Origin of the sequence: Massilia sp. IC2-477, assembly GCF_020707265.1 — a bacterium.
In the GTDB taxonomy this organism is placed as follows: Bacteria; Pseudomonadota; Gammaproteobacteria; order Burkholderiales; family Burkholderiaceae_D; genus Telluria.
On sequence record NZ_JAJFEQ010000003.1, the window covers coordinates 529,497 to 550,932 of the forward strand.

The 21,436-nt window shown below is 67.4% G+C and carries 19 protein-coding genes; 4 read left to right on the top strand and 15 right to left on the bottom strand.

Annotation, left to right across the window (positions count from 1 at the left end):
• Nucleotides 1–64 precede the first annotated feature (64 nt).
• Together LK542_RS08560 and LK542_RS08565 are read left to right on the top strand one after the other, a co-directional pair.
• A complete protein-coding gene (locus LK542_RS08560; RefSeq protein ID WP_227811571.1) occupies nt 65–1,912 on the top strand; it encodes a sensor histidine kinase in 1,848 nt (615 codons plus the stop codon).
• An 83-nt stretch (nt 1,913–1,995) separates the two neighbouring features.
• Complete coding sequence (locus LK542_RS08565; RefSeq protein ID WP_227811572.1) at nt 1,996–2,517, top strand: M23 family metallopeptidase; 522 nt, start codon at nt 1,996–1,998, stop codon at nt 2,515–2,517.
• Here LK542_RS08565 and LK542_RS08570 read toward each other — a convergent pair.
• Both LK542_RS08570 and LK542_RS08575 read right to left on the bottom strand, forming a co-directional pair.
• Nucleotides 2,514–5,003 (bottom strand): PBP1A family penicillin-binding protein, encoded by a 2,490-nt coding sequence (locus tag LK542_RS08570; protein ID WP_227811573.1) that lies wholly within the window; start codon nt 5,001–5,003, stop codon nt 2,514–2,516. The two genes, LK542_RS08565 and LK542_RS08570, sit on opposite strands and share 4 nt — an antisense overlap.
• A gap of 112 nt (nt 5,004–5,115) precedes the next feature.
• Nucleotides 5,116–7,929: an EAL domain-containing protein gene (locus LK542_RS08575; protein WP_227811574.1), complete on the bottom strand. Its 2,814-nt coding sequence runs from the start codon at nt 7,927–7,929 to the stop codon at nt 5,116–5,118.
• Nucleotides 7,930–8,041: 112 nt separating this feature from the next.
• Here LK542_RS08575 and LK542_RS08580 point away from each other — a divergent pair, with 112 nt between their 5' ends.
• Entirely contained in the window at nt 8,042–8,551 is a 510-nt protein-coding gene (locus LK542_RS08580; RefSeq protein WP_227811575.1) for a MarR family winged helix-turn-helix transcriptional regulator, read from the top strand.
• A 3-nt stretch (nt 8,552–8,554) separates the two neighbouring features.
• Here the strand turns inward: LK542_RS08580 and LK542_RS08585 are convergent, their stop codons facing one another.
• From LK542_RS08585 to LK542_RS08600, 4 genes are all read right to left on the bottom strand, one after another.
• Nucleotides 8,555–9,733, bottom strand: a complete 1,179-nt coding sequence (locus LK542_RS08585) for a YbdK family carboxylate-amine ligase (protein ID WP_227811576.1) — start codon at nt 9,731–9,733, stop codon at nt 8,555–8,557.
• The gene (locus LK542_RS08590; RefSeq protein WP_227811577.1) at nt 9,730–10,953 is read right to left on the bottom strand and encodes a cation:proton antiporter; all 1,224 of its coding nucleotides are present in this window, start codon (nt 10,951–10,953) and stop codon (nt 9,730–9,732) included. The genes LK542_RS08585 and LK542_RS08590 overlap by 4 nt, the downstream gene beginning before the upstream one ends.
• Nucleotides 10,946–12,007 carry a hypothetical protein gene (locus LK542_RS08595; protein WP_227811578.1) on the bottom strand — a complete coding sequence of 354 codons (1,062 nt, stop codon included), beginning with the start codon at nt 12,005–12,007 and terminating at the stop codon, nt 10,946–10,948. The genes LK542_RS08590 and LK542_RS08595 overlap by 8 nt, the downstream gene beginning before the upstream one ends.
• A gap of 196 nt (nt 12,008–12,203) precedes the next feature.
• A complete protein-coding gene (locus LK542_RS08600) occupies nt 12,204–12,641 on the bottom strand; it encodes an acetyltransferase (RefSeq protein ID WP_227811579.1) in 438 nt (145 codons plus the stop codon).
• Between the two features lie 88 nt (nt 12,642–12,729).
• Between LK542_RS08600 and LK542_RS08605 the strand changes: the two genes are divergently transcribed.
• On the top strand, nt 12,730–13,491 hold the full coding sequence (locus LK542_RS08605) for a ZIP family metal transporter (RefSeq protein WP_227811580.1): 762 nt from the start codon (nt 12,730–12,732) through the stop codon (nt 13,489–13,491).
• A 1-nt stretch (nt 13,492) separates the two neighbouring features.
• Here LK542_RS08605 and LK542_RS08610 read toward each other — a convergent pair whose 3' ends face one another.
• The 9 genes from LK542_RS08610 to cyoA are packed head-to-tail and all read right to left on the bottom strand — an operon-like array spanning nt 13,493 to nt 21,320.
• The gene (locus LK542_RS08610) at nt 13,493–14,146 is read right to left on the bottom strand and encodes an MOSC domain-containing protein (RefSeq protein WP_227811581.1); all 654 of its coding nucleotides are present in this window, start codon (nt 14,144–14,146) and stop codon (nt 13,493–13,495) included.
• An 8-nt stretch (nt 14,147–14,154) separates the two neighbouring features.
• Entirely contained in the window at nt 14,155–14,544 is a 390-nt protein-coding gene (locus tag LK542_RS08615) for a cytochrome c family protein (protein WP_227811582.1), read from the bottom strand.
• Between the two features lie 6 nt (nt 14,545–14,550).
• The gene (locus LK542_RS08620; protein ID WP_227803539.1) at nt 14,551–15,093 is read right to left on the bottom strand and encodes a response regulator transcription factor; all 543 of its coding nucleotides are present in this window, start codon (nt 15,091–15,093) and stop codon (nt 14,551–14,553) included.
• Nucleotides 15,077–16,429 carry an ATP-binding protein gene (locus tag LK542_RS08625; RefSeq protein WP_229520951.1) on the bottom strand — a complete coding sequence of 451 codons (1,353 nt, stop codon included), beginning with the start codon at nt 16,427–16,429 and terminating at the stop codon, nt 15,077–15,079. Before LK542_RS08625 ends, LK542_RS08620 begins: the two co-directional genes overlap by 17 nt.
• Nucleotides 16,430–16,443: 14 nt before the next feature.
• The gene (locus LK542_RS08630; protein ID WP_227803538.1) at nt 16,444–17,244 is read right to left on the bottom strand and encodes an SURF1 family protein; all 801 of its coding nucleotides are present in this window, start codon (nt 17,242–17,244) and stop codon (nt 16,444–16,446) included.
• Nucleotides 17,245–17,646 carry a cytochrome o ubiquinol oxidase subunit IV gene (gene cyoD, locus LK542_RS08635; RefSeq protein WP_227811583.1) on the bottom strand — a complete coding sequence of 134 codons (402 nt, stop codon included), beginning with the start codon at nt 17,644–17,646 and terminating at the stop codon, nt 17,245–17,247.
• On the bottom strand, nt 17,643–18,281 hold the full coding sequence (cyoC, locus tag LK542_RS08640) for a cytochrome o ubiquinol oxidase subunit III (protein WP_227803536.1): 639 nt from the start codon (nt 18,279–18,281) through the stop codon (nt 17,643–17,645). Before cyoC ends, cyoD begins: the two co-directional genes overlap by 4 nt.
• The gene (gene cyoB / locus LK542_RS08645; protein WP_227803535.1) at nt 18,274–20,277 is read right to left on the bottom strand and encodes a cytochrome o ubiquinol oxidase subunit I; all 2,004 of its coding nucleotides are present in this window, start codon (nt 20,275–20,277) and stop codon (nt 18,274–18,276) included. The genes cyoC and cyoB overlap by 8 nt, the downstream gene beginning before the upstream one ends.
• A gap of 2 nt (nt 20,278–20,279) precedes the next feature.
• A complete protein-coding gene (gene cyoA / locus LK542_RS08650) occupies nt 20,280–21,320 on the bottom strand; it encodes a ubiquinol oxidase subunit II (protein ID WP_227803534.1) in 1,041 nt (346 codons plus the stop codon).
• Nucleotides 21,321–21,436: the final 116 nt, after the last annotated feature.

The window sequence follows — 21,436 nt, forward strand, 5'->3', positions numbered from 1 at the left end:
GATAAGCTTGCCCCCATTGCCATTTCACAATGGCGGCCCTTGAGTTTGCCGATCCAATGCCCGCATGAAAACCCGCACCTACCTGTTTCTGATGGCGGCCGCCATCCTGGTTCCGGTGGCGCTCGCGTTCTGGATCGGCGTGTCCATGCTGCTCGACTGGGAGCGCGAGTCGCGCATCCACCGGGTGCAGGAAACGGCCCGCGCCACTGCCCTGCTGGTCGACCGCGAGATCGCCGTCAAGGAAGCGCTGCTGCGCGTCATCGCCAATTCCGAAGCGCTGTCTGAACAAAATTATCCGCGCGTGTACCGGCTGGCGACCCGCCTGAACGAAGGCGAAGCGCTGTCCTGGACCACGCTGGTCGACGAAAACAAACAGGTCATCTTCAATACCTTGCGCCCCTTCGGCACGCCGCTGAAAGGCTCTAACCTCGGCTTCGTGGACCAGGTGCTCGGCGACGGGAAGCCCCGCGTCACCAACTACTTCGTCGGCTCCACTTCGCAGCGCGGCGTGGTGTCGGTCGACATGCCGTCCGCCCCCGGCGCAGGTACGCGCCACGTGGTAAGCCAGATCTTCGACGCCCGCTACTTCGAGCGCGTGTTCGCCAGCAACGCGCTCGACCCGCGCTGGCTGGTCGGCGTCTTCGACGCCAAGGGCATTGCCATCGCACGCAACCATGGCGCCCAGGCGGCCGGCAAGCCCATGCATCCTGACATGCGCACCGCGGCCCTGCATGCCGGCAGCGGCGTGCTGCGCCACACCACCCACGAAGGTACCGAGGTCTACGGCGTGTACACGCGCGCGGCGGTGAGCGGCTGGACCGTCGTGATCGGCGTGCCGGTGGCCGACATCGAAGCGGCCGCTCGTACCGCCGCCACCTATGCCACCGTGGCCCTGGTCCTCCTGATGGGCATGGCGGTCCTGATCGCCACCTTCTTCGGCAACAAGCTCTCGGCCGCCCTGCAGCAGGCCGGCAGCGTCGCCAATTCGCTGGCGCGCGGCGCCATCGCGCGGCCGCGTCCGACCAAGGTCGACGAAGTCGACGCCCTGCTCGACGGCCTGCACTTTACCAGCGAAGCCCTGGTGCGCGAGAGCACGGCGCGCCAGGCCCTGCAGCACGAGCGCGAACAGCTCCTGCTGAGCGAGCAGCGCGCCCGGCGCAGCGCCGAAGCCCAGAGCCGGGCCAAGGACAATTTCCTGGCCATGCTGGGCCACGAGCTGCGCAATCCGCTGGCCGCGATCTCCGGCGCCATGAGCGTGCTGGAGATGCCGAACGTCAAGCCGGAACTGGCCGCCAATGCGCGCGAGATCAGCCGGCGCCAGATGCGCCACCTGACCCGCATCGTGGACGACCTGCTCGACGTCCAGCGCATCCTGTCCGGCAAGATCGTGCTGCAGCGCGCCCCGGTCGACCTGGCCGAGGTGCTGCGCGCCTGCGTCGAAGCCAAGCGCCTGGTCGACGCCGGCAACCACCAGTGGGAAGTCGCGCTAGCCCCGAGCTGGGTCGACGGCGACCGCACCCGCCTCGAACAGATCGTCGACAACCTGCTGCACAACGCCATCAAGTACACCCCGGCCGGCGGCAGCATCGCGGTGCGCTGCAGCGTCGTGGACGGCAGGCAGGTCATGGTGGAAGTCAGCGACACCGGCGTCGGCCTGGCGCCCGAACTGTTGCCGGTGATCTTCGACGTGCTGGTGCAGGGCCCGACCAGCATCGACCGCGCCCAGGGCGGTCTCGGCCTCGGCCTGGCCCTTGTCAAGGAACTCAGCGCGCTGCACGGCGGCAAGGTAGCCGTCCACAGCGCCGGCCACGGCAAGGGCTGTACCTTCACCGTGGTGTTCCCGCTGCGCGAGGCAGCGGGCGCCGGCGGTCCCCATCCCGTCACTGCCCAGCCGACGCTCGACCCGGCCTGAAGCGCACGCCAAGCGCGCGGGCTGGGAATCCGTGTACCCGCCCATATCTGTCCGGTATTCCTGCCACATAGGGATCAGGCACCATGCGAAGCCTCCTGCGCAGTCTATTGCTGGCCGTCATACTCCTCGCCGCCTGGGGCCTGCTCGGTCCCTGGCTGCGCCACGCCGTGTATGCGATGCGTCTCACCGCGATGCCGGCGCCCAGCGTGCTGGCCATGCCGGTCTCCGGCGTGCGTCCCAGGCAGCTGCGCGACACCTGGCATGCGAGCCGCAGCGAGGGGCGCCGTCACGAAGGGATCGACATCTTTGCGAAGCGCGGCACCGCGGTGCAGGCCGCCACCGAAGGCATCGTGCTGCGGGTGGGAACGAACCGCCTCGGCGGCCAGGTGGTATGGGTGCTGGGGCCCGGCGGGCAACGCCACTATTACGCCCACCTCGACCGTTACTCCGACGTGGCGCCGGGCATGCGGGTGGAACAGGGACGGGTGCTGGGCTATGTCGGCAATACCGGCAATGCCAGGACCACGCCGCCGCACCTGCACTATGGCGTGTACGGCATGGACGGCGCGGTCAATCCCTACCCCTTGCTCAAGGACGCGCCTTAGAACACTTCCTCGCCATTAGTCGGCGGAGGCGGCGGCACCTCAGGCAATGAAGGAGGCGGCGCGGTCTGGACCGGCGCCGGCGGCGGCTCGCTTGGGGCCGGCTCGTCCTCGATCGGGGCCGGGTCGGGCACTTCGGACTCGGGCGACATGCCTTCGATCTCGAGTTCGCCCGGGCCTTCCTCGATATATTCTTCCGGCTCCTCGACACGGCGCGGCGGCGGCGGACGGCCGCCCGGAAGCAGCGCGTTCGGGTCCAGCCTGCCCGTTTCGAAGGCCGACTTCATGAAGTCGCCCACCAGCAGCAGCGCATTATGGCCGCCCTGCCCCCAGTAGCTGCTGCGCATGCTGACGCGGTTGTCGTTGAAGCCGACCCAGGCGCCCGCCACCAGGTTCGGGTGCATCAGGATGAACCAGCCGTCGGTATTGTTCTGGGTGGTGCCGGTCTTGCCGGCCACGTCGCCGTAGATGCCGAAGCGGTAGCGCACCCCGCCGCCGGTGCCGCGGTTGACCACCCCGCGCAGCATGTCGATCAGGGTGGTCGCGGCATCCTGCGACAGCGCGCGCTGCGGCGCCTCCGGCGCGAAATCGGCGATGGTCTTGCCCTCGCGGTCGGTGATCCGGCGCACGAATACCGGCTTGCGGTAGTCGCCCTGGGCCGCGATGGTGCTGTAGGTGCTGACCATTTCCAGCAGGGTCACCGGGCTGGTGCCCAGGGCCAGCGAAGGCACGGCCGACAGCTTGCTCTGGCGGATGCCCATGCCCTGGGCCAGGCGCACGATCGGGTCCACGCCGACCTGCTGCATCACCTGGGCGGTGATGGTGTTCTTGGAATACACCAGGCCGTCGCGCATGCTCATCATGCCGCCGCTCGAGCCCGACATGTCGGTCGGACGCCAGACGGTGCCGCCGACCCGGATGTCCTGTACCACGTCGCGGTAGGTCTGTTCGGGCGGAATGCCCGCTTCCAGCGCGGCGGCGTAGACGATCGGCTTGAAGGTCGAGCCGGGCTGGCGCAGGGCCTGGGCCACGTGGTCGAACTGGTCGCGCTCGAAGCTGCGGCTGCCGACCCAGGCGCGTACCTCGCCGGTGTGCGGATCCATCGCCACGAAGCCCGCTTCCAGGCGCGACTTGGCCGCTTTCAGCTCGCGCATGAAGCTGCGGTCGCCCTTGAAGCGCTTGAGGGCCTCGGCCGGGGCTTCGCCGTCTTCCACGGCGCGCCGGTATTCGGCGCTTTCGCGCACAAAGGCGTCCAGTTCGCGCGCGTGCGAGCTCCAGTAATACGCAAAGGGATCGACCTCGTCGCGCATGGAGGTGTACATGCCGCTCGATGTCGAGCGCGGCATGCCCTGGTAGGCCCATTCGACGTCGGCGATCGCCTGCAGCGTGTTGGACTGGCGTTCCACCGCCTTCACCGCCGCCGCCTGCAGTTCCATGTCGAGCGTGGTGTGCACCACCAGGCCGTCGAGCTGCAGGTCGTAGTCGTTCTCCTCGGCCCAGTCGAGCAGCCATTTGCGCACGTAGGCGGTGAAGTGGTCGTCCTTGCCGCTGCGGTCGTTCAGGCGCGCAAAGCGCACCCGCAGCGGGCGCTTGGCCAGCTGGCGGTAGCGCTCTTCGCTGAAGGCGCCGTGTCTGGCCATCTGGGACAGGACCACGTTGCGGCGCGCCTTCGAGCGCTCGGGATTGGCGACCGGGTTGTAGTAGTGGGTGCCCTTGAGCATGCCTACCAGGGTGGCCGCTTCCAGCACGTCCAGGCGCGCGGCCGGCTTGCCGAAATAGGTGCGCGCCGCCATCTCGATGCCGTAGGCGTTGTAGAGGAAAGGCACCGTGTTCAGGTAGGCTTCCAGGATCTCGGTCTTGCTGTAGGTGTTCTCGATCTTGATCGCGGTGATCAGTTCCTTCATCTTGCGGTTCAGGCTGCGCGCACGGCCGATCTCTTCGGGGAACATATTGCGCGCCAGCTGCTGGGTGATGGTCGAGCCGCCCTGGGCGTCGCCCTTCAGCGTCGCCACCAGGGCGCCGGCCACGCGCCGGAAGTCGACCCCGTGGTGGTCATAGAAGCGGTGGTCTTCGGTCGAGATCAGGGCCTTGATCACGTGCGGCGAGATCTGCGACAGCTTGACCCGCTCCTGCAGGCCCTTTTCGAAGGTGCCGAGTTCCTTGCCATCGGCGGACAGGATGACGCTGGGGCGCGCCGTGCTGGCCTGGCGCAGGTCGTCGATGCCGGGGGTGAGCGGAATCAGCAGCACCAGATAGAGGAAGAAGGCCATCAGGCCGGCCGCCGCCGTCCACAGGCCGATGAGCAGGACCTGTTCGGCGCGCGACCGGTCGCGCAGGCGCGCCTGCGCCATCGAATACCCGGCCTGGGCGCGGCCGCGGGCGCCTTCGAACAGGCGCCGGCCGTGCTGTCCGAGCGCGGCGCGGCGCGAAGCATCCTGGGCGCTTCCCTCCGGGCGCGGCTGGGTATCGGTCTTTTCTTCCTGGTCCACTATAGAAATCCTTGCTGCGAATGCGTGTGCGGCGCCCTTGCGTGTGCGCCTTGACTTTGGAGCAAGTATAGCTGACCGGCGCCGCCACCACGGTCCGGCTTGCGCGGCGTGCTCAAGCCTGGACCGGGCTGGGCTCCACCCTGCCCTGGCGCAACAGCGGCTCGACCATCTGCACCGGCTCCGGGCGCGCGTAGATGTGGCCCTGGACTTCGTCGCAGCCGCAGCCGCGCAGGTAGTCGAGTTGCTCCAGGGTTTCGACGCCCTCGGCGATCACCTGCATGCGCAGCCCGTGCGCCAGCGAAATGATGGCGTCCACCATGGCCGCCCCGTCGCGGCTGAGCACGCTGTCGTGCACGAAGGAGCGGTCGATCTTCAGCACGTCGACCGGGAAGCGCTTCAGGTAGGCCAGGCTCGAGTAGCCGGTGCCGAAATCGTCGATCGAGAGCTTGACCCCCATCGCCTTCAGGCAGTGCATGGTCTCGATGGCCGATTCGACATCGGCCATCATCATGCTCTCGGTGAGCTCGATCTCGAGCGAATCGGCCTGCAGGCCGGTCTCGTCGAGTACGCTGCGCACGGTCTGCACCAGGTCGGGTTCGGCGAACTGGCGCGCCGACAGGTTCACGCCGATGCGCAGCGGCCCGAGGCCCGCGCGCTGCCAGCGGACGTTCTGGCGGCAGGCGGTGTGCAGCACCCAGGCGCCGATCGGCACGATCAGCCCGGTCTCCTCGGCCAGCGCGATGAAGCGCTCCGGCCGGACGGTGCCGAAGTGCGGGTGGCGCCAGCGGATCAGGGCCTCGGTGCCCACCACCCTGCCGCTGCCGAGGTCGACCTGGGGCTGGAAATACAGCTCGAACTGGTCCTCGCGCAAGGCCCCGCGCAGGGCGCCTTCCAGGGCCAGGCGGTCGCTGGCGTGCGCATTCATGTGCGGCGCGTAGAAGTGCACGGCATTGCGGCCAAGCTGTTTGGTGCGGTACATCGCCAGCTCGGCGTGCTTGACCAGGGTTTCCGGATCGCGGCCGTCGGCCGGGTAGCCGGCCACCCCGGCGCTGGAACCGAACACCAGGGTGTGCTCCTCGATCTGCAAGGGTTCGCCGATGGCGTCGCGCACGGCCTGCACCCGCGCCGCTGCCTGGCGTTCGTCGGCATAGCCGACCAGGACCAGCATGAAGTTGTCGCCGCCGGTGCGCGCCGCCGTGTCGGCCTGGCGGATCGACGCGGCCACGCGGGCCGCGATCGCGCGCAAGGCCTCGTCGCCGATGCGGCGGCCGAGCGTGTCGTTGACCAGCTTGAAGTGGTCGATGTCGAGTGCGACCAGCCAGACCGGGGCGTTGCCGGCGGTCGCCAGGGCGCGCTCGATGCGGTCGAGCAGCAGCGCCCCGTTGGCCAGGCCGGTCAGGCTGTCGTAGCGCGCCCGGTGCGCCAGTTCGGCCTCGTAGCGCTTGGCGACGGTGACGTCGTAGGTGGTCACCACGAAATGCTCGGTCGCCCCCTGGGCGTTGTTGACCGGCGCGATATACACCTCGCTGACCAGCTCGCGGCCGTCGCGGGTGGCCTGGCGCACCAGCGCATGGGCCTTGCGGCATTCGTAGAGCGCCTGGCGCAGCTCTTCCAGCCCGGGCTCCTCGCTGTCGGCGCGCGCCAGGGCGGCGAGCGGCTTGCCGGCCAGTTCGCCGGGGCCATAGCCGAGAGTGCGCTCGCAGGCCGGGTTGGCGTACTCGATCGGATAGCCCGGGCGGGTCGCGCTGACCATGAGGATCGGATTGGCGGCCGATTCGATGGCGCGCTGGTGCAGGCGCAGCGCCCCGGCGGTCAGGGCCAGGTCGGCCGTGCGGCGCTCGACCAGCGACTCGATGCGCCGCGTGCGCGCGCTGCGCTGCTGCACCAGGAAGGCGACCGCCAGGCTCAATACGCAGCCGTAGCCGAGGATCGACAGCGAGCCGACCTGGCTGTCGAGTCCGCGCGCCAGGCGGACCGCGCGCATTTCCCACTGCGATCCGGCGACGTCGAAGCGGGTCGTGATGGCGTCCGGCCCTTCGCCGAGCCAGCGCTCGAGGCCGGACTGCGCGGGCGGCGCCCCAGGATGGTGGAACACCGCGACGCGCTCGCCGGCGCTGCTCCGACCGTACAGCGTCAGCGCAAAGTCGTCCACCGCCAGCAGGTGCGCGGCATGCAGGCTGCCGCCCACCAGCAGCCCGGTGTCGATCACCACGGCGGCCTGGCCGAGCACCGCCGCGCGCCGCGCCGCCACGCTCGACAGGTCGGCGCCGGGGCGGTATACCGGCATCACCACCAGCATGCCGCGCAGCGCGCCGTCGCCCTGTACCAGGCGCAGCAGCGGGCTGGCGGTCGGCGTCCCGGCATCGATGGCGCGCTGGCTGTAGGCGCGTTCCTCAAGGCTGGACCAGAGGTCGTAGCCGAACACGCTGCCATTGGACGCGATCGGGACCACGTAATCGTTGACGAGATAGCGCTGGCGCGGCGGCGCCACCACCAGGCGCCCGTCGGCAGTGCGCTCGCGGATGGCGAAGCCGGGCCAGAAGCGCGCCCGTTCGGCCTCGAAGGCAGCGCGTGCGGCGCCGTCGACAAAGCGCTGGTACTCGAGCGCGACCAGGTAGCCGTTACCGGCGGCGAGCGGTTGGGCAAACGCATCGAAGGCGTCGCGCGAGACCTCGCCCTTGCCGGCCACGAACAGCAGGTTCAGCGCGCGCAGATCGTGCACGGCTTCGCCGAAGGCGCGCGTGACGGCCGCCGTGCGCACCGCGGCGCGGCGCTCGAAATCGACGCGCGCACTCTCCGCCTCCAGCTCGCGCGCCACGCCGAACAGCGCGGCCGTCAGCGCGAAGCCGGCCAGGGAGGTCGCCAGGGCGGCGCGCGACACGATGCGCCGCCGCCGGAACAGCGGATGGGCGAACAGCCGATTCATTTCCCTATCCTAGCCCAAGGCGCTTGGGGCCGCGCCACGTTACGGGTGCGCAAAGGCCGGGCCCGGCAGTACCCCGGCTGCCGGCAAAGCGGATTTCCGCTATGATCGCGCCATGCCCGAAAATCCCGTCCCCGCTTCGCCAGCCCAGCCGCCATCCGCGCTGGATGCCCAGCCAATGCGCGTCCTGCGCCAGTTCCGTATCGTGTTCAACGCCGTCAAGACCCACTTCCGCCAGGTCGAGCGCGAAGCGGGCGTCGGCGGCGCGCAATTATGGGCGCTGTCGGTGATCCAGCAGTACCCCGGCATCGGCGCCACCGGCCTCGCGCGCGAACTCGACATCCACCAGTCGACCGCCAGCAACCTGGTGCGCGGCCTCGTCGAGCGCGGCTACGTCAGCGGCAGCCGCGAAGGCGCCGACCGCCGCACGGTCGCGCTGCACGTGCTCCCGCCCGGACAGGAAGTGTTGCAGCGCGCCCCCATGCCCTTCGCCGGCGTGCTGCCGGACGCCCTCGCCAGCCTGGATGGCGCGACCCTGGGCCAGCTGGAACGCAACCTCGATCTCCTGATCGCCGAGCTCGGCGCCGACGACGAGGCCGGCAAGGTCCCGCTGTCCCAGCTTTAAACGTCAGGGCGCCTCGAAAATTTCGCTGGCAAAGCGCGCCAGGTCGTTCATGCCGCCGCCGGACGCGAGGTGGCGCCGCAGCAGCCCGGCCTGGCCACCGTCGCGCATCAGGTCTTCGATGTGCTCCCTCGCCTTGGCGAAACCCGGGTCGCGCGAGCGCTGGCCAAGGCGTTCCAGGTCGCTACGGATGACCTCCGCCACCGGGCGCGCAATACCCGTTTCGGGGTCGATCCAGCCCGCGTCGACGCCGTCGCGCGCGGCGTTGAAGCGGTTCCAGGTGTACAGCTCGCGGCTGCCGTTGGCGGGCCAGGCGCCGGGCTGGTCGGCGAACTCGAGGCACAGCTCGCGCGCATAGCAGGCCAGCGCGGCCGCATGGACGGGCTTGAGCGGGGTGTCCAGCACGCGCAGCTCGATGGTGCCGTACTCGGGCTTGGGCCGCACGTCCCAATAGAAGTCCTTGATGCTGTTGACGATGCCGAAACCGGCCAGGCGCGCGAAATAGTCGCGGAAATCCTGCCAGCTGCGGAAATCGTGCGGCTGGATGCCGCTCATCGGAAAGGCGCCGACGACGTTGCTGCGCGAGCTGCAAAAGCCCGACACTTCACCCTGCCAGCACACCGAGTTGCTTGAGAGCGCGATGAACAGCGGCGCGCGCTGGGTCAGCCAGGCGCACAGGCGCACCGCCTCGTCGGCGCTGCCGGCGCCGATGTGCACGTGCATGCCGAACACCGTGAACAGCTTGGCCAGGTAGCCGTACTTGCGCTCGGACTCGAAGTAGCGCTCCTTGGGGTAGATGCGCTGCTCGTTCCAGCGCTGGAACGGGTGCGCTCCGCCGCCGGAGACGGACGCTCCGACCTCGAAGGCGGCGCGCTGGACCGTGGCGCGGATGTGCTCGAGCTGCTCGGCGGCCTCCCCATAGGAGCTCAGGATCGAGGTCGCCACCTCCAGCATCGAGGTCGTGATCTCGGGCGTGTGCACCCAGGGCTTGTCGTGCTTGTCGAGCACGCGCAGGATGTCCGGCGCGGCCGGGAACAGGTCGAAGCTCAGGCGGTCAAGCACCATCAGTTCCAGCTCGATGCCCATGGTGCCCACGGTCGAGGGCTTGAAGTCGGGCAGGAAGGCCGGCCCCTTGCCGGAGACCGCCAGCGCCTGGGCTGCATCGTTCATCAGGTTCGTGCTCATTCTCGTCCTCCTTCCGGGTTCACGCGCTGGTAGGTTTCGCCGGCCATGCGCAGCCCGAGCCAGGTCAGGCCCGGGGCGAGCAGCACGTTCAGCGCCAGCAGCGCGCCCATCAGCTCCGTCGACGTGGTGTCCAGGCCCGTGTAGGCGTTGAGCGTGGTGTCGACCACCAGCCCGCCATAGCTCACCAGCGAGCACATGCTCAGGGCCATCGCATGCTTCTTGTTCCGGTCCCAGGCCGTGGCCGGGACCAGGGCCGCGCGGGTCGCGAGGATGCGCACGGCGAACACCGCAAGGGCTGCCAGCAGCGTCGTGCCGCTGGCCAGCTGCTGCAGGTCGACCAGCGCCGCCGACATCAGGAACAGCAGCACGTAGCCGATGTCCTGGGCGGTTGCGAGCTGGGCCTGGAATACGTTGTCGCGCCGCTCGGCGTTGCGCAGCAAGAGGCCCATCAGCAGAAGCGACAGCAGCGCGCTGGCGGCCGAGATCGAGCACAGGCCCAGGTCGATGAGCAGGGCCGCCAGCAGCATGCCGGGCCGCATCCGCGCCGGCACCTTGCACAGCCGAGTGGCCAGCGCATACAGGCCATAGGACAGCAGCGCGATCGCCGCGCCCAGCACCAGCTTGCCGCCCTGGCGCAACAGCTCCTCCCCGAAACCGCCGACCGCGTCGACGCCATGGCTGCGGGTCCAGGCCAGCGTCACCGCCAGCATCAGGAGGGCGACCAGGCTGCTCAGGCCCACCATGTTGGCGGTGGCGAAGGTGCTGGTGCCGCTGGCGTTCTCATCGGCCACCATGGAGTTGACGATCACCGGGTTCACCGCGATCAGGATCGAAGCGATGAAGATGGCCGCACCCCAGGGCAGGCCGAGCAGGCCAAGGGTGAGCGCCACCGCTACCAGCCGCGCCAGCGTCGCCAGCAGCAGGCTGGCACCCTGGCGTCCGCTGCGCAGCAGCCAGGCCAGGTCCATCTTGCGGCCGACCTCGAACAGCACCAGGGCCGAGGCGGCATTCAGCAGTTCCTGGAACTGCGCCAGCAGCGCACGGTCGATCAGGTTGCCGCCGGTGGCCCCCAGCAGCAGCCCGGCGATCACGGCGCCGTACAGCTTGGGCACCTTGACGCGCTGCAGCAGCATGCCGAGCACCAGGGCCAGCATCAGGCCGGCTCCGAGCACCGCGAGCGGCGACAGCAGCCACAGGGGCGTGCTCAAGTCTTCATTCATGGCGTGCCTCCCAGGCATGGGCCAGCCGGCCGAGCTCGCGTTCGATCAGGGTGGCGCGCGCCCTGCTTAGTTCCTGCGACCGGACGGCGTCAAGCGGCGGCAAGTCGCTCGCCACACGGGCGCGCACGATGCCGCCTTCTCCCTTCAGCGGGATCCACAGCTGCCCCTGCATCAGGCTGCCCTCCTTCCACACGGCGAGGAACTTGGCCCCGGTGCGGTCGCCCGAGATGGCTGGCTCGACCAGGGTGAAGGGACGCAGCCACTCGGCGGCCGGGAAGCGCCGCGCCAGCAGCACCTGCATCGCGCTGCGCTGCTCCAGGCGCGCATCGTCGCGCGAATACGGCAGGTGCAGCTGGGCCTGTCCGAGGCCGGCGCTGCGCAGGCCCAGGCAGGCGCCCTCGCTGACCCAGCGCCAGCTGTCGCCGTCGAAGGCGCGCGGCTTGCCGTTGGTGGCGTCCAGCCAGGCCGTCATCAAGGGGGTACGGTCGGGCGCCGGGTTGGCGGCGTCGATCGCGCGCACGGCGGCAAGCACCTCCTTCCAGTGCCCGAGCTGCCACTGGCGGGTCGGCAGCCGGTCCGAGGGACGCCAGCGCCACAGCACGGCGGACCACTGGCCATCCGCCTGTCGCCACACCATGCCGGCCTGCTCCACGCCGTTGTACTGGACCTGCAGCGACTGCCCGCTCCAGCCGCCGCTCCAGGGCCGCAGCACGGCGTGGGCGCCGGCGCCGAGGCGGTGCCAGGCGATGGCGGCGGTGCTCAGGCAGGTATTCGGGGCGTCCGGGATGTCCTCCCAGTACAGCATGTCGACGTGCTGGCTCCAGGCGCACTGGCGCAGGGTCGGCGCGCCGAGCGCGGCGAGCGGGGCATCGAGCGGTGCCTGGCAAGCGCCCGCGCGTGAGCCGCTGAGCCGTTCGAAGTCGGCCACGGCGGGAAGCGCTGGCGTTGCCGGCTTGCCGGCGGCGCAGGCTGGTCGCGCGGTCGCGGCAAGCGCGATGGCAGCGCCCAGGACGATACGGGACACGGTAATTGTTGGCGGGAAGAGCTGGTTCAAGGTTCCTCCGGTGGGCCGGCAGGCTAGACCGCGGCGCCGAAAAAAGTCCCCCGGCAGGCTGCGGGGGACAAAAAGAAACGGATTCAACCGCCTCATCGCTGATCGGGCGCCGACTGTCGAGCTCGACACCACGCGGCTATGATGGACTAAAAATGTATTGGATGCAACCCTATTTGTCCGAATGTATTTATCGGTTTCACTCCTGGCGCATGTGCAGCAGCGGATATGGACGGCCCGCATCGTCCGTCGGCGAGCGGCCGGTGATTGTGAATCCCATGTGCCGGTAGAAACCGACTGCCTGTGCGTTCTGCTCGTTGACGTCCACCGTCAGGCGCCCGTGCAGCGCCATCGCATGCGCGAGCAGTCGACGGCCGACGCCCTGCCCTCGACAGGCCGGGTCGATGAAGAGCGCGTCCACGTGGGCCCCGGTCAGGCCCATGAATCCGCTGGGTTGGCCCTGGGCGTCGAGCGCGACCCAGACCGGGGTGGCAGGCAGGTAGTGTTCGGAGACCAGGGTGTCAATCTCCCGGAAATCGCTGTCGGAGAGAAAATCGTGGGTGGCGCGCACGCTGGCGCGCCAGATCGCGGCAAGTGCGACGCTATCGTCAGGAGTGGAAAGGCGAATGGTGTCCATATGCGCTCGGATGTACAAAAGCGCAATTGTGCCCCATCGCATCGCTTCTGACCCTATCATGAAGGCAATAGACGATAAAGGAGAACGCATGGACGGCTTGCCCCTGTGGCTGCAGGCGGGCCTGTGGGGCTTGCTGGCGGGCGGCGCCCTGCTGCTCGGCGCGGCGGTCGGCTACGCGGTGAAGGTGCCGCAAAGACTGATTGCGGCCATCATGGCATTCGGCAGCGGCGTCCTGATTTCCGCCCTGTCCTTCGAACTGATGGAGCACGCCTTCCATACCGGTGGCTTCGCCTCCACCGCGGCAGGCTTCCTGGGCGGCGCCGCCGTCTACACGGCCGCGAACTGGTGGCTGTCGCACCGCGGGGCGCGCCACCGCAAGCGCTCCGCGAAGCAGCCGACGGCCGCCGACAATGGCGGCAGCGGCATGGCGATCGCGGTCGGCGCCCTGCTCGACGGCATCCCGGAGTCGATCGTGATCGGCCTGTCGATGCTGGGCGGGCGCGGCGTCAGCGTGGTGGCGGTGGCGGCCATCTTCCTGTCGAACATTCCGGAAGGCCTGTCGAGTGCCGCCGGCATGAAGCAGGCCGGCCGTTCGCGCGGCTACATTTTCGGTATCTGGGGCGGCATCGCGCTCGCTTCCGGTGTCGCGGCCCTGGTCGGCTATGCCGTGTTTCGCGATTTTTCGCCGCAGATCGTGGCCGCCACCACGGCGGTGGCAGCCGGCGCCGTGCTGGCGATGCTGGTCGATACCATGATTCCCGAAGCCTTCGAGCAAACCCATGATTTTGCCGGCCTGATCACGGTGGCCGGCTTCCTGGCCGCTTTTGCCTTGAGCAAGCTGGGCGGCTGAACTAGTCGAACAGCCCGGCGCCGTCCCAGCGCGGCGCGGCCGGGTTCGAGCGCGCCGGCACCGCCCTGCCCGGCAGGCCGCGGCTGGCGAGCAGGCGCGGAAAGGCGCGGCAGTAACTCGACTGGATGCCGGCGAAGCGCGCCAGGTCGGCATACTCGACCACCATGCCGGGCGGCAGGCTGGCCAGCACCTGCACGACCCGCTCGCGCCAGTCCTCCGGCAGCGCCGGCAAGCGCTGGTCCAGCAGCGTGACCGGGTCGCCGACCCGGATCGGGCCGCCCTGCACTACGCGCGCCAGCACGCCACGCCGTCCACGGATCGTGCGCGCCAGGCCCGGTCGTTGGACATCGAGTGCGCCGCAGGCCTCGCACTGGAAACTCAGGCGCAGGATGGCATCGGCGCCGACGCGCAGCAGCATGCCGGATTGGAGTTCCTGCGTGTCGAGCCCGAGCAGCAGGTTTTCGCGCAGCGCGAACGGGGGCAATCCCAGCTCTTCGTAGGCGGTGGCGCCGGCAATCAGCACCTGGCGCGGCGAGCGCGGGTCGGCGTGGCGGTCGCCCGCCAAACCTTCTCCCGCCAGGGCCTGCAGGGCATCCTGCGGGATCGGCGCGGGAGAACCCGGCGGGCGCAGCGACAGCGCGACGACCTTCGTCATCGCTTGGGTCAGCGCTTTGCCGGCGCCACGGCCGGCGGGAAGGAGCGCAGGTAGACGACGATGTCGCCCACCTGGCGCTCGCTCAGGAAGCCCCAGAAGCGCATGCGGGTGCCGGGAACGACGGCGTCCGGATCGCGGATGAAGGCCGCCAGGCGCCGCTCGTCCCAGGCGAAGCCGGCCTTCTTCATTGCCGGCGAATAGGCATAGTCGGGCAGGCTGCCGGCGCGGCGGCCGAGGATGCCGTTGAGCTGAGGCCCGAAATTGCTCTGTGCGTTCGGGCCCACCTGGTGGCAATTGGCGCAGCGTTTGAAGGCGCTGCGGCCGGCTGCGAGCGGATCGGCTGCGTGGGCGGTGCTTGCCGTGCCCAGCAGGAGGATGGCGAGGACAAGGCTGCGCATGCCGCCCTACTTGACCCGCTGCTTTTCCAGCTTGCGTGCCAGCGTGCGCCGGTGCAGCCCGAGGCGGCGCGCCGCTTCCGAGATGTTGAAGTCGGTCTCGGCCAGCACCGCGTGGATGCGTTCCCACTCCAGGGTCTTGATCGAGGTCGAGCGGTTGGTGATGTCTACCTCGGTGTTGCCGGCCACGTGGCCGAAGGCGGCCTCGATGTCGTCGGTATTCGAGGGCTTGGCCAGGTACTGGACCGCGCCCAGCTTGATCGCTTCCACCGCGGTGGCAATACTGGCGAAGCCGGTCAGCACGACGATCAGCATGTCCGGATCGTGCTCGTGCAGCAGCTGCACGCAGGCCAGGCCCGAGGAATTCCCCTTGAGTTTCAGGTCGACCACGGCGTAGCCGGGGTGATGATCGGCCAGCAGCGCAGCCGCTTCGTCCTGTCCGTGTGCGACCAGGACCCGGTAGCCGCGCCGTTCGAAGGAACGGCTCAGGGTGCGCGCGAACGCCTCGTCGTCTTCGATGATCAGCAGCAGGCGCTCAATGTTTTCCGTCAATGCGTTCCTCTTCCAGTTCGATGCTCGACAGCGGCAGGCTCAATGTCACCTGTGCGCCGCCCTCCTCCCGGTTGACCGCGTTTACCGAGCCGCCCAGCTTGCGCACCACGTTCACCGCCAGGAACAGCCCCAGGCCCCGTCCCGGCTTGATCTTGGTGGACTGGTAGGGCTTGCCGATCTGGCCCAGCATGCCTGGCGCAAAGCCGGGGCCGCGGTCGACCACGGCGACGTACAGGGTGCCGTCCTCGATCCAGGCATCCAGGCCAACCCAGTCGGGCGAGGCCTCGAGCGCATTGTCGAGCAGGTTGTCGATGGTCTGCTTGAGCGCCGAATCGGAGGCCACCGGCAAGTCGTGCGCGATACGGTTATTGTACTGGAAGGCGGCCACTTGCCGGCTCGCACGCCAGCCTTTGACTACGCCGTCCAAGAAGGCGCGCACGGTGGTGCGCACCGCCGATTCGCCGCGCGCTTCGCCGGCCGACAGCAGGATGCCGCTGACGATGGTCTTGCAGCGCTGGAGCTGGGTCTGCATCTCGGTGATCTCTTCCAGCAGGCTAGGGTCGTCGCGGAACTGCGGCATGCGCTTCCAGTCGCCGAGGATCACGGAGACCGTGGCCAGCGGCGTGCCCAGCTCGTGGGCGGCGCCCGAGGCCAGCAGGCCCATGCGCACGATGTGCTCCTCTTCCACCGCATGCTGGCGCAGTGAGGCCAGCTGCGCCGCTTTCTGGCGCAGCGTATCCGAGATGCGCGAGATGAACATGACCAGCAGCGCCGCATTGAGCGCGAAGCAGACCAGCAGCCCCTGGATGTACAGGCTCGAGATCCCGCGCGCATGGTCGAAAGGCAGCGCGAGCGGCTGGGCGTACATCGCCAGGCCGGCCAGGCAGGCGATCGTGATCAGGACGATGGTCCAGGTCCACAGCGCCTCCAACAGCACGGCCGACAGGATCACTTGCAGCAGGTAGAGGAACGAGAAGGGATTGTTGATACCGCCCGAGAGGTAGAGCAGCACGGTCAGGCTGGCGACGTCCACCAGCAGGGCCATGAACATTTCGCTGTTGGAGACCGGCCGCCGCTCGTGCCAACGCAGGTGGCTGGCGACGTTGAAGGCGATCAGGCAGGCCAGCACCTGCAGCATGTGCACCAGCGGCAGCTGGATGTTAAAGATCAGGATGGCCGAGGCGATGGTCGTGATCTGTCCGATCACGGCGATCCAGCGCAGCTCGATCAGCTGCAGCATGTTCTTGTGGCCCGCGGCGAATTCGACGTTGGCGGCGGCCGCCTGCGGCGAGCTGCGCCCGGCCTTGGCGAAGAAATCGAGGGGGTTCTGGATCATGCGGGTCGATGTTGTCAGTCGTCGTCGCGGATTTTACCGCCATGACGGCTGACCCACCACCAGGCGGCGCCGACCATCAGGGCCAGCGCGTACCAGGTCAGGGCATAGACCAGATGATTGTTCTGGAAGGAGATGACGGTCAGGCCACCAACGGCGCGCTCGGGTGCGTCGGCCGGGTCCTGGTTCTTGCCGGCGTCGATGAAGTACGGAGCAACGTTGGTCAGCCGGCGCGCTGCCGCCAGTGCGGCGACGTCGCGTGAAAACCAGCGGTTCGTTACCGGGTCGTTATCGCGCAGGAAGCCGCCCTTCGGCTCGCTGATGCGCAGCAGGCCGGTGACGTCGACGCGCTCGCCCGCGCCGGCGCAGGGGTCGGCGCCGGCCTGCTTGCCGGGGTAACGCCCCGGCTTGTTCCCGGTCGCCGGAATGAAACCGCGATTGATGAAGACGATGTGGCCCTCCGCCGTACACAGCGGCGTGAGCAGCCAGAAGCCCGCGCCAAGCTCGGAGACGGCCTGCACGGGGGTGGTGAATTCGTAGAGGTAGTGCCCGGCAAGACGTACGCGCCGGTATTCGTCGGATTCTCTGGAGACTTGCGCCCAGCGCGCAGCGGGAGGCGGCGCGACCGGGTTCGCATGCACGCGTGCGTCGACGCGTGCGATCAGGTCCAGCTTCCATTGCAGGCGAACGACCTGCCAGGTTCCCAGACCCAGGAACAATACGACCAGCAGCAGGGCCACCACCGCCAGCACCCGCCGCGCAAGCAGGCTGCGCGGGGGATGGGCGGCGGGTCCTGCCTGCTGGCCGCGGTCCTGCATTTACTGCATGTCGTGCATGCCGTGGGTGGTGTCGCTTGCGCCACCCATGGCCGGCATCATGTTGGCGTTCATGTGGTGCATGACCCAGATCGAGCCGGCCAGCACGATGACCAGCAGGACGACGGTCAGGATCAGCGCCATCATGTTCCAGCCGCCTTCCGACTTCGAGTTCATGTGCAGGAAGTAGATCATCTGCACGACGAACTGCACGGCGGCGAAGCCCATGATCACGTACTTCGTCGTTTCCGGTGGCAGCACGTTGCCCATGACGAGCCAGAACGGGATCGCGGTCAGGATCAGCGACAGCACGAAGCCGATGGCGTAATCCTTGATGCTGTAATGCGTGACGAAGCTGGTGTGACCGTCGTGGTCGTGCTCGTGGTGGTGGATGTGATCGCTCATGGCAGCACTCCCATCAGGTAGACAAAGGTGAACACGCCGATCCAGACGACGTCCAGGAAGTGCCAGAACAGCGACAGGCACTGCAGGCGACGGAAGTTCTCGGTGGTCAGGCCGTGTTTCGACAGCTGCACCATCAGGGTGATCAGCCAGATTGCGCCGAACAGCACGTGCAGGCCGTGGGTACCGACCAGCGAGAAGAACGCGGTCAGGAAGCCGCTGCGGCTCGGACCCGCGCCTTCATGGATCAGGTGCAGGAACTCGTAGATCTCGAGCGACAGGAAGGCCGCGCCCAGCAGGCCGGTGACGCCCATCCACAGCAGGGTCGCGCCCAGCTTCTTGGCCTGGGCCGACACCATCGCGAAGCCGAAGGTGATCGACGACAGCAGCAGGAAGCCGGTGTTAATGGCGATCAGCGTCAGGTCGAACAGCTCGGCGCCGGTCGGACCGCCGGCGTAGTTACGGCCCAGCACCGCATAGGTGGCGAACAGGGACGCGAAGATGAGGCAGTCGCTCATCAGGTAAATCCAGAAACCGAGCAGGGTGCCCTGTTCCGGATGGTGCTCGCGCACCAGGTAGCGCGCGGTCACCTCGTCGGCGGTCAGGCCGCCGGGAATAGTAGCTTTAATTTCAGACATGGCTCTTCAGCAGCATAGTGTGCGCTTCTTCAGTGCGGGCAACTTCTTCCGCCGGAATGTAGTAATCGCGCTTGTAGTTGAACGTGTGGATGATGATCGCGGCCATCATGGCAACAAAGGACACGGCGACGAGCAGCCACATGTGCCAGATGATGCCGAAGCCGACCACGGCCGACAGTGCCGAGATGCCGAAACCAGCCCAGGTATTCTTGGGCATGTGGATCGCCACATAGTCTTTCAGCGGACGCTGGTAGCCGTTCTTCTTCATGTCGGCGAAGGTGTCGTTGTCGTGCACCACCGGGGTGAAGGCGAAGTTGTAGTCCGGCGGTGGCGACGAGGTCGCCCACTCCAGGGTACGGCCATCCCACGGGTCACCGGTGACATCGCGCAGCTTGGCGCGGTCTTTCCAGGTGAAGAAGATCTGCAGGATCAGCGCAGCGATGCCGCCAGCGATCATCAGGGTACCGAACAGCGAGATCTGGAACAGCGGCTGAAGTTCCGGGTCTTCGAAGTGGCTGGTACGACGGGTCACGCCCATGAAGCCCAGGATGTAGGGCGGCAGGAAGGCGAACCAGAAGCCGATCGACCACAGCCAGAAGGAGACCTTGCCCCAGAACTGGTTCAGCTTCACGCCGGTCATCTTCGGCGCCCAGTAGTTGAAGCCGGCGAAAATGCCGAACACGACGCCGCCGATGATCACGTTATGGAAGTGGGCGATCAGGAACAGCGAGTTGTGCAGCACGAAGTCGGCCGCCGGGATCGCCAGCATCACGCCGGTCATGCCGCCGATGACGAAGGTCAGCATGAAGGACACGGTCCACATCATCGGCAGTTCAAAGCGGATACGGCCGCGGTACATCGTGAACAGCCAGTTGAAGATCTTCGCGCCCGTCGGGATCGAGATGATCATCGTGGTGATGCCGAAGAACGAGTTGACGCTCGCGCCGCTGCCCATGGTGAAGAAGTGGTGCAGCCACACCAGGTAGGACAGCACCATGATCACGCAGGTCGCGTAGACCATGGAGGTATAGCCGAACAGGCGCTTGCCGCAGAAGGTCGAGACGACTTCCGAGAAGATGCCGAAGGCCGGCAGGATCAGGATGTAGACCTCAGGGTGGCCCCAGATCCAGATCAGGTTCACGTACATCATCGCGTTGCCGCCACGGTCGTTCGTGAAGAACGCGGTGTCGAACAGGCGGTCCATGCCCAGCATGGCCAGCACGGCGGTCAGGATCGGGAAGGTGATCACGATCAGGATGTTGGTGCACAGCGAGGTCCAGACGAAGACAGGCATCTTCATCAGGCCCATGCCCGGTGCGCGCATCTTGACGATGGTGACGATCAGGTTGACGCCCGAGAGCAGCGTACCGACGCCCGCGATCTGCAATGACCAGATGTAGTAGTCGACGCCCACCCCAGGACTTGCCAGGATGCCCGACAGCGGCGGATAGGCCAGCCAGCCGGTGCGTGCGAATTCACCCACGAACAGCGAGGCCATGACCAGCACGGCGCCCATGGTGGTCATCCAGAACGAGAAGTTGTTCAGGAACGGGAATGCCACGTCGCGCGCGCCGATCTGCAGCGGCACGACATAGTTCATCAGGCCCGTCACGAACGGCATCGCCACGAAGAAGATCATGATCACGCCGTGGGCGGTGAAGATCTGGTCGTAGTGGTCCGGCGGCAGGAAGCCGTGGTTGGAGCCGAAGGCGAACGCCTGCTGCGCACGCATCATGAGGGCGTCGGCGAAGCCGCGCAGGAACATGATGAGGCCGAGGATCATGTACATGATGCCGATTTTCTTGTGGTCGATACTGGTGAACCAGTTGTTCCACAAGTTGCCCCACTGGCGGAAGTAGGTGATCAGGGCCGCCAGGCCCAGGCCACCGACGATCACGCCGGCGAAGGTTGCGATCAGGATCGGCTCGTGGAACGGAATCGCGTCCCAGCTGAGCCGACCGAAGATAAGCTTCGTCAAGTCGAGAGAGTCTTGCATGGTTACTTCTTCACAGGATTGTTATTGGTGCCCGGAACCGGACCACCGGCTGCAGGCGTCACACACATTTCCAGTTCCGCCAGTTGGGCATCGCTGCCCTGCTTCGGCAGGCGCTTGGCCGCCGCGGCGATCTGGTTGCGCTTGTGGTCGTCCGCCATCTGCTGGTTCATGCAGACGCTGCCTTCGGCCACGCAGCGGTTCAGGACACGGTTGAACAGCGCGGTTTCCACCTGGCCGTAATGGCGCACCGGCTCACGCACGGACGGCTTTTCCAGGGTCAGGTAACCGGCACGGTTCAGCTGTTCAGGATTGCTCTTCATCTGCTGCACCCAGGCGTCGAACTCGCCCGTGCTCACGCCCTTGTAGGCGAAGTGCATGTGCGAGAAGCCTTCGCCGCTGAAGTTGGCGGACAGGCCCTTGTAGTCGCCCGGCTTGTTCAGCACGGCGTTCAGGGTCGTCTCCATGCCCGGCATCGCGTAGATCATGCCGGCCAGCGTCGGGATGTAGAAGGTGTTCATCACGGTCGACGAGGTGATCTTGAAGCGGATCGGCACGTCCACCGGGGTGACCAGTTCGTTGACCGAAGCGATGCCCTGCTCCGGATAGATGAACAGCCACTTCCAGTCGAGCGCCACGACCTGCACCTCGAGCGGCTTGGTCGATGCCGGGATCGGACGGTGCTCGTCGATGCGGTCGAGCGGACGGTACGGGTCCAGCTTGTGGGTCGAGACCCAGGTGATCAGGCCCAGCACGATGATGATCAGGAGCGGCGCGCCCCAGATCACGAGTTCGAGCTTGGTCGAGTGGTCCCAGTCGGGTTCGTATTTGGCGCTGGTGTTGCTCTTGCGGTAGCGCCAGGCGAACAGGACAGTCAGGATCATCACCGGGACGATGATGATCAACATGAGCAGGACCGAGATCGTGATCAGGTCTGCCTGCTGCTTTGCAATATCGCCGGTGGGATTCATCACCACCGTGTTGCAGCCGGACAGCAGTGCAAGCAGGAGTAATGGGAGTCCGCGGCGGACAATTTTAGGAATCATGCTAGGTATCTAACGTTACATGGGAATAAGAACATGCTACTGTAACGCCAACGGCCTACGGCAACCATTGGACACTTTGTCCCACCCTTGCTATATTGCAATTACGGCATCGCCGC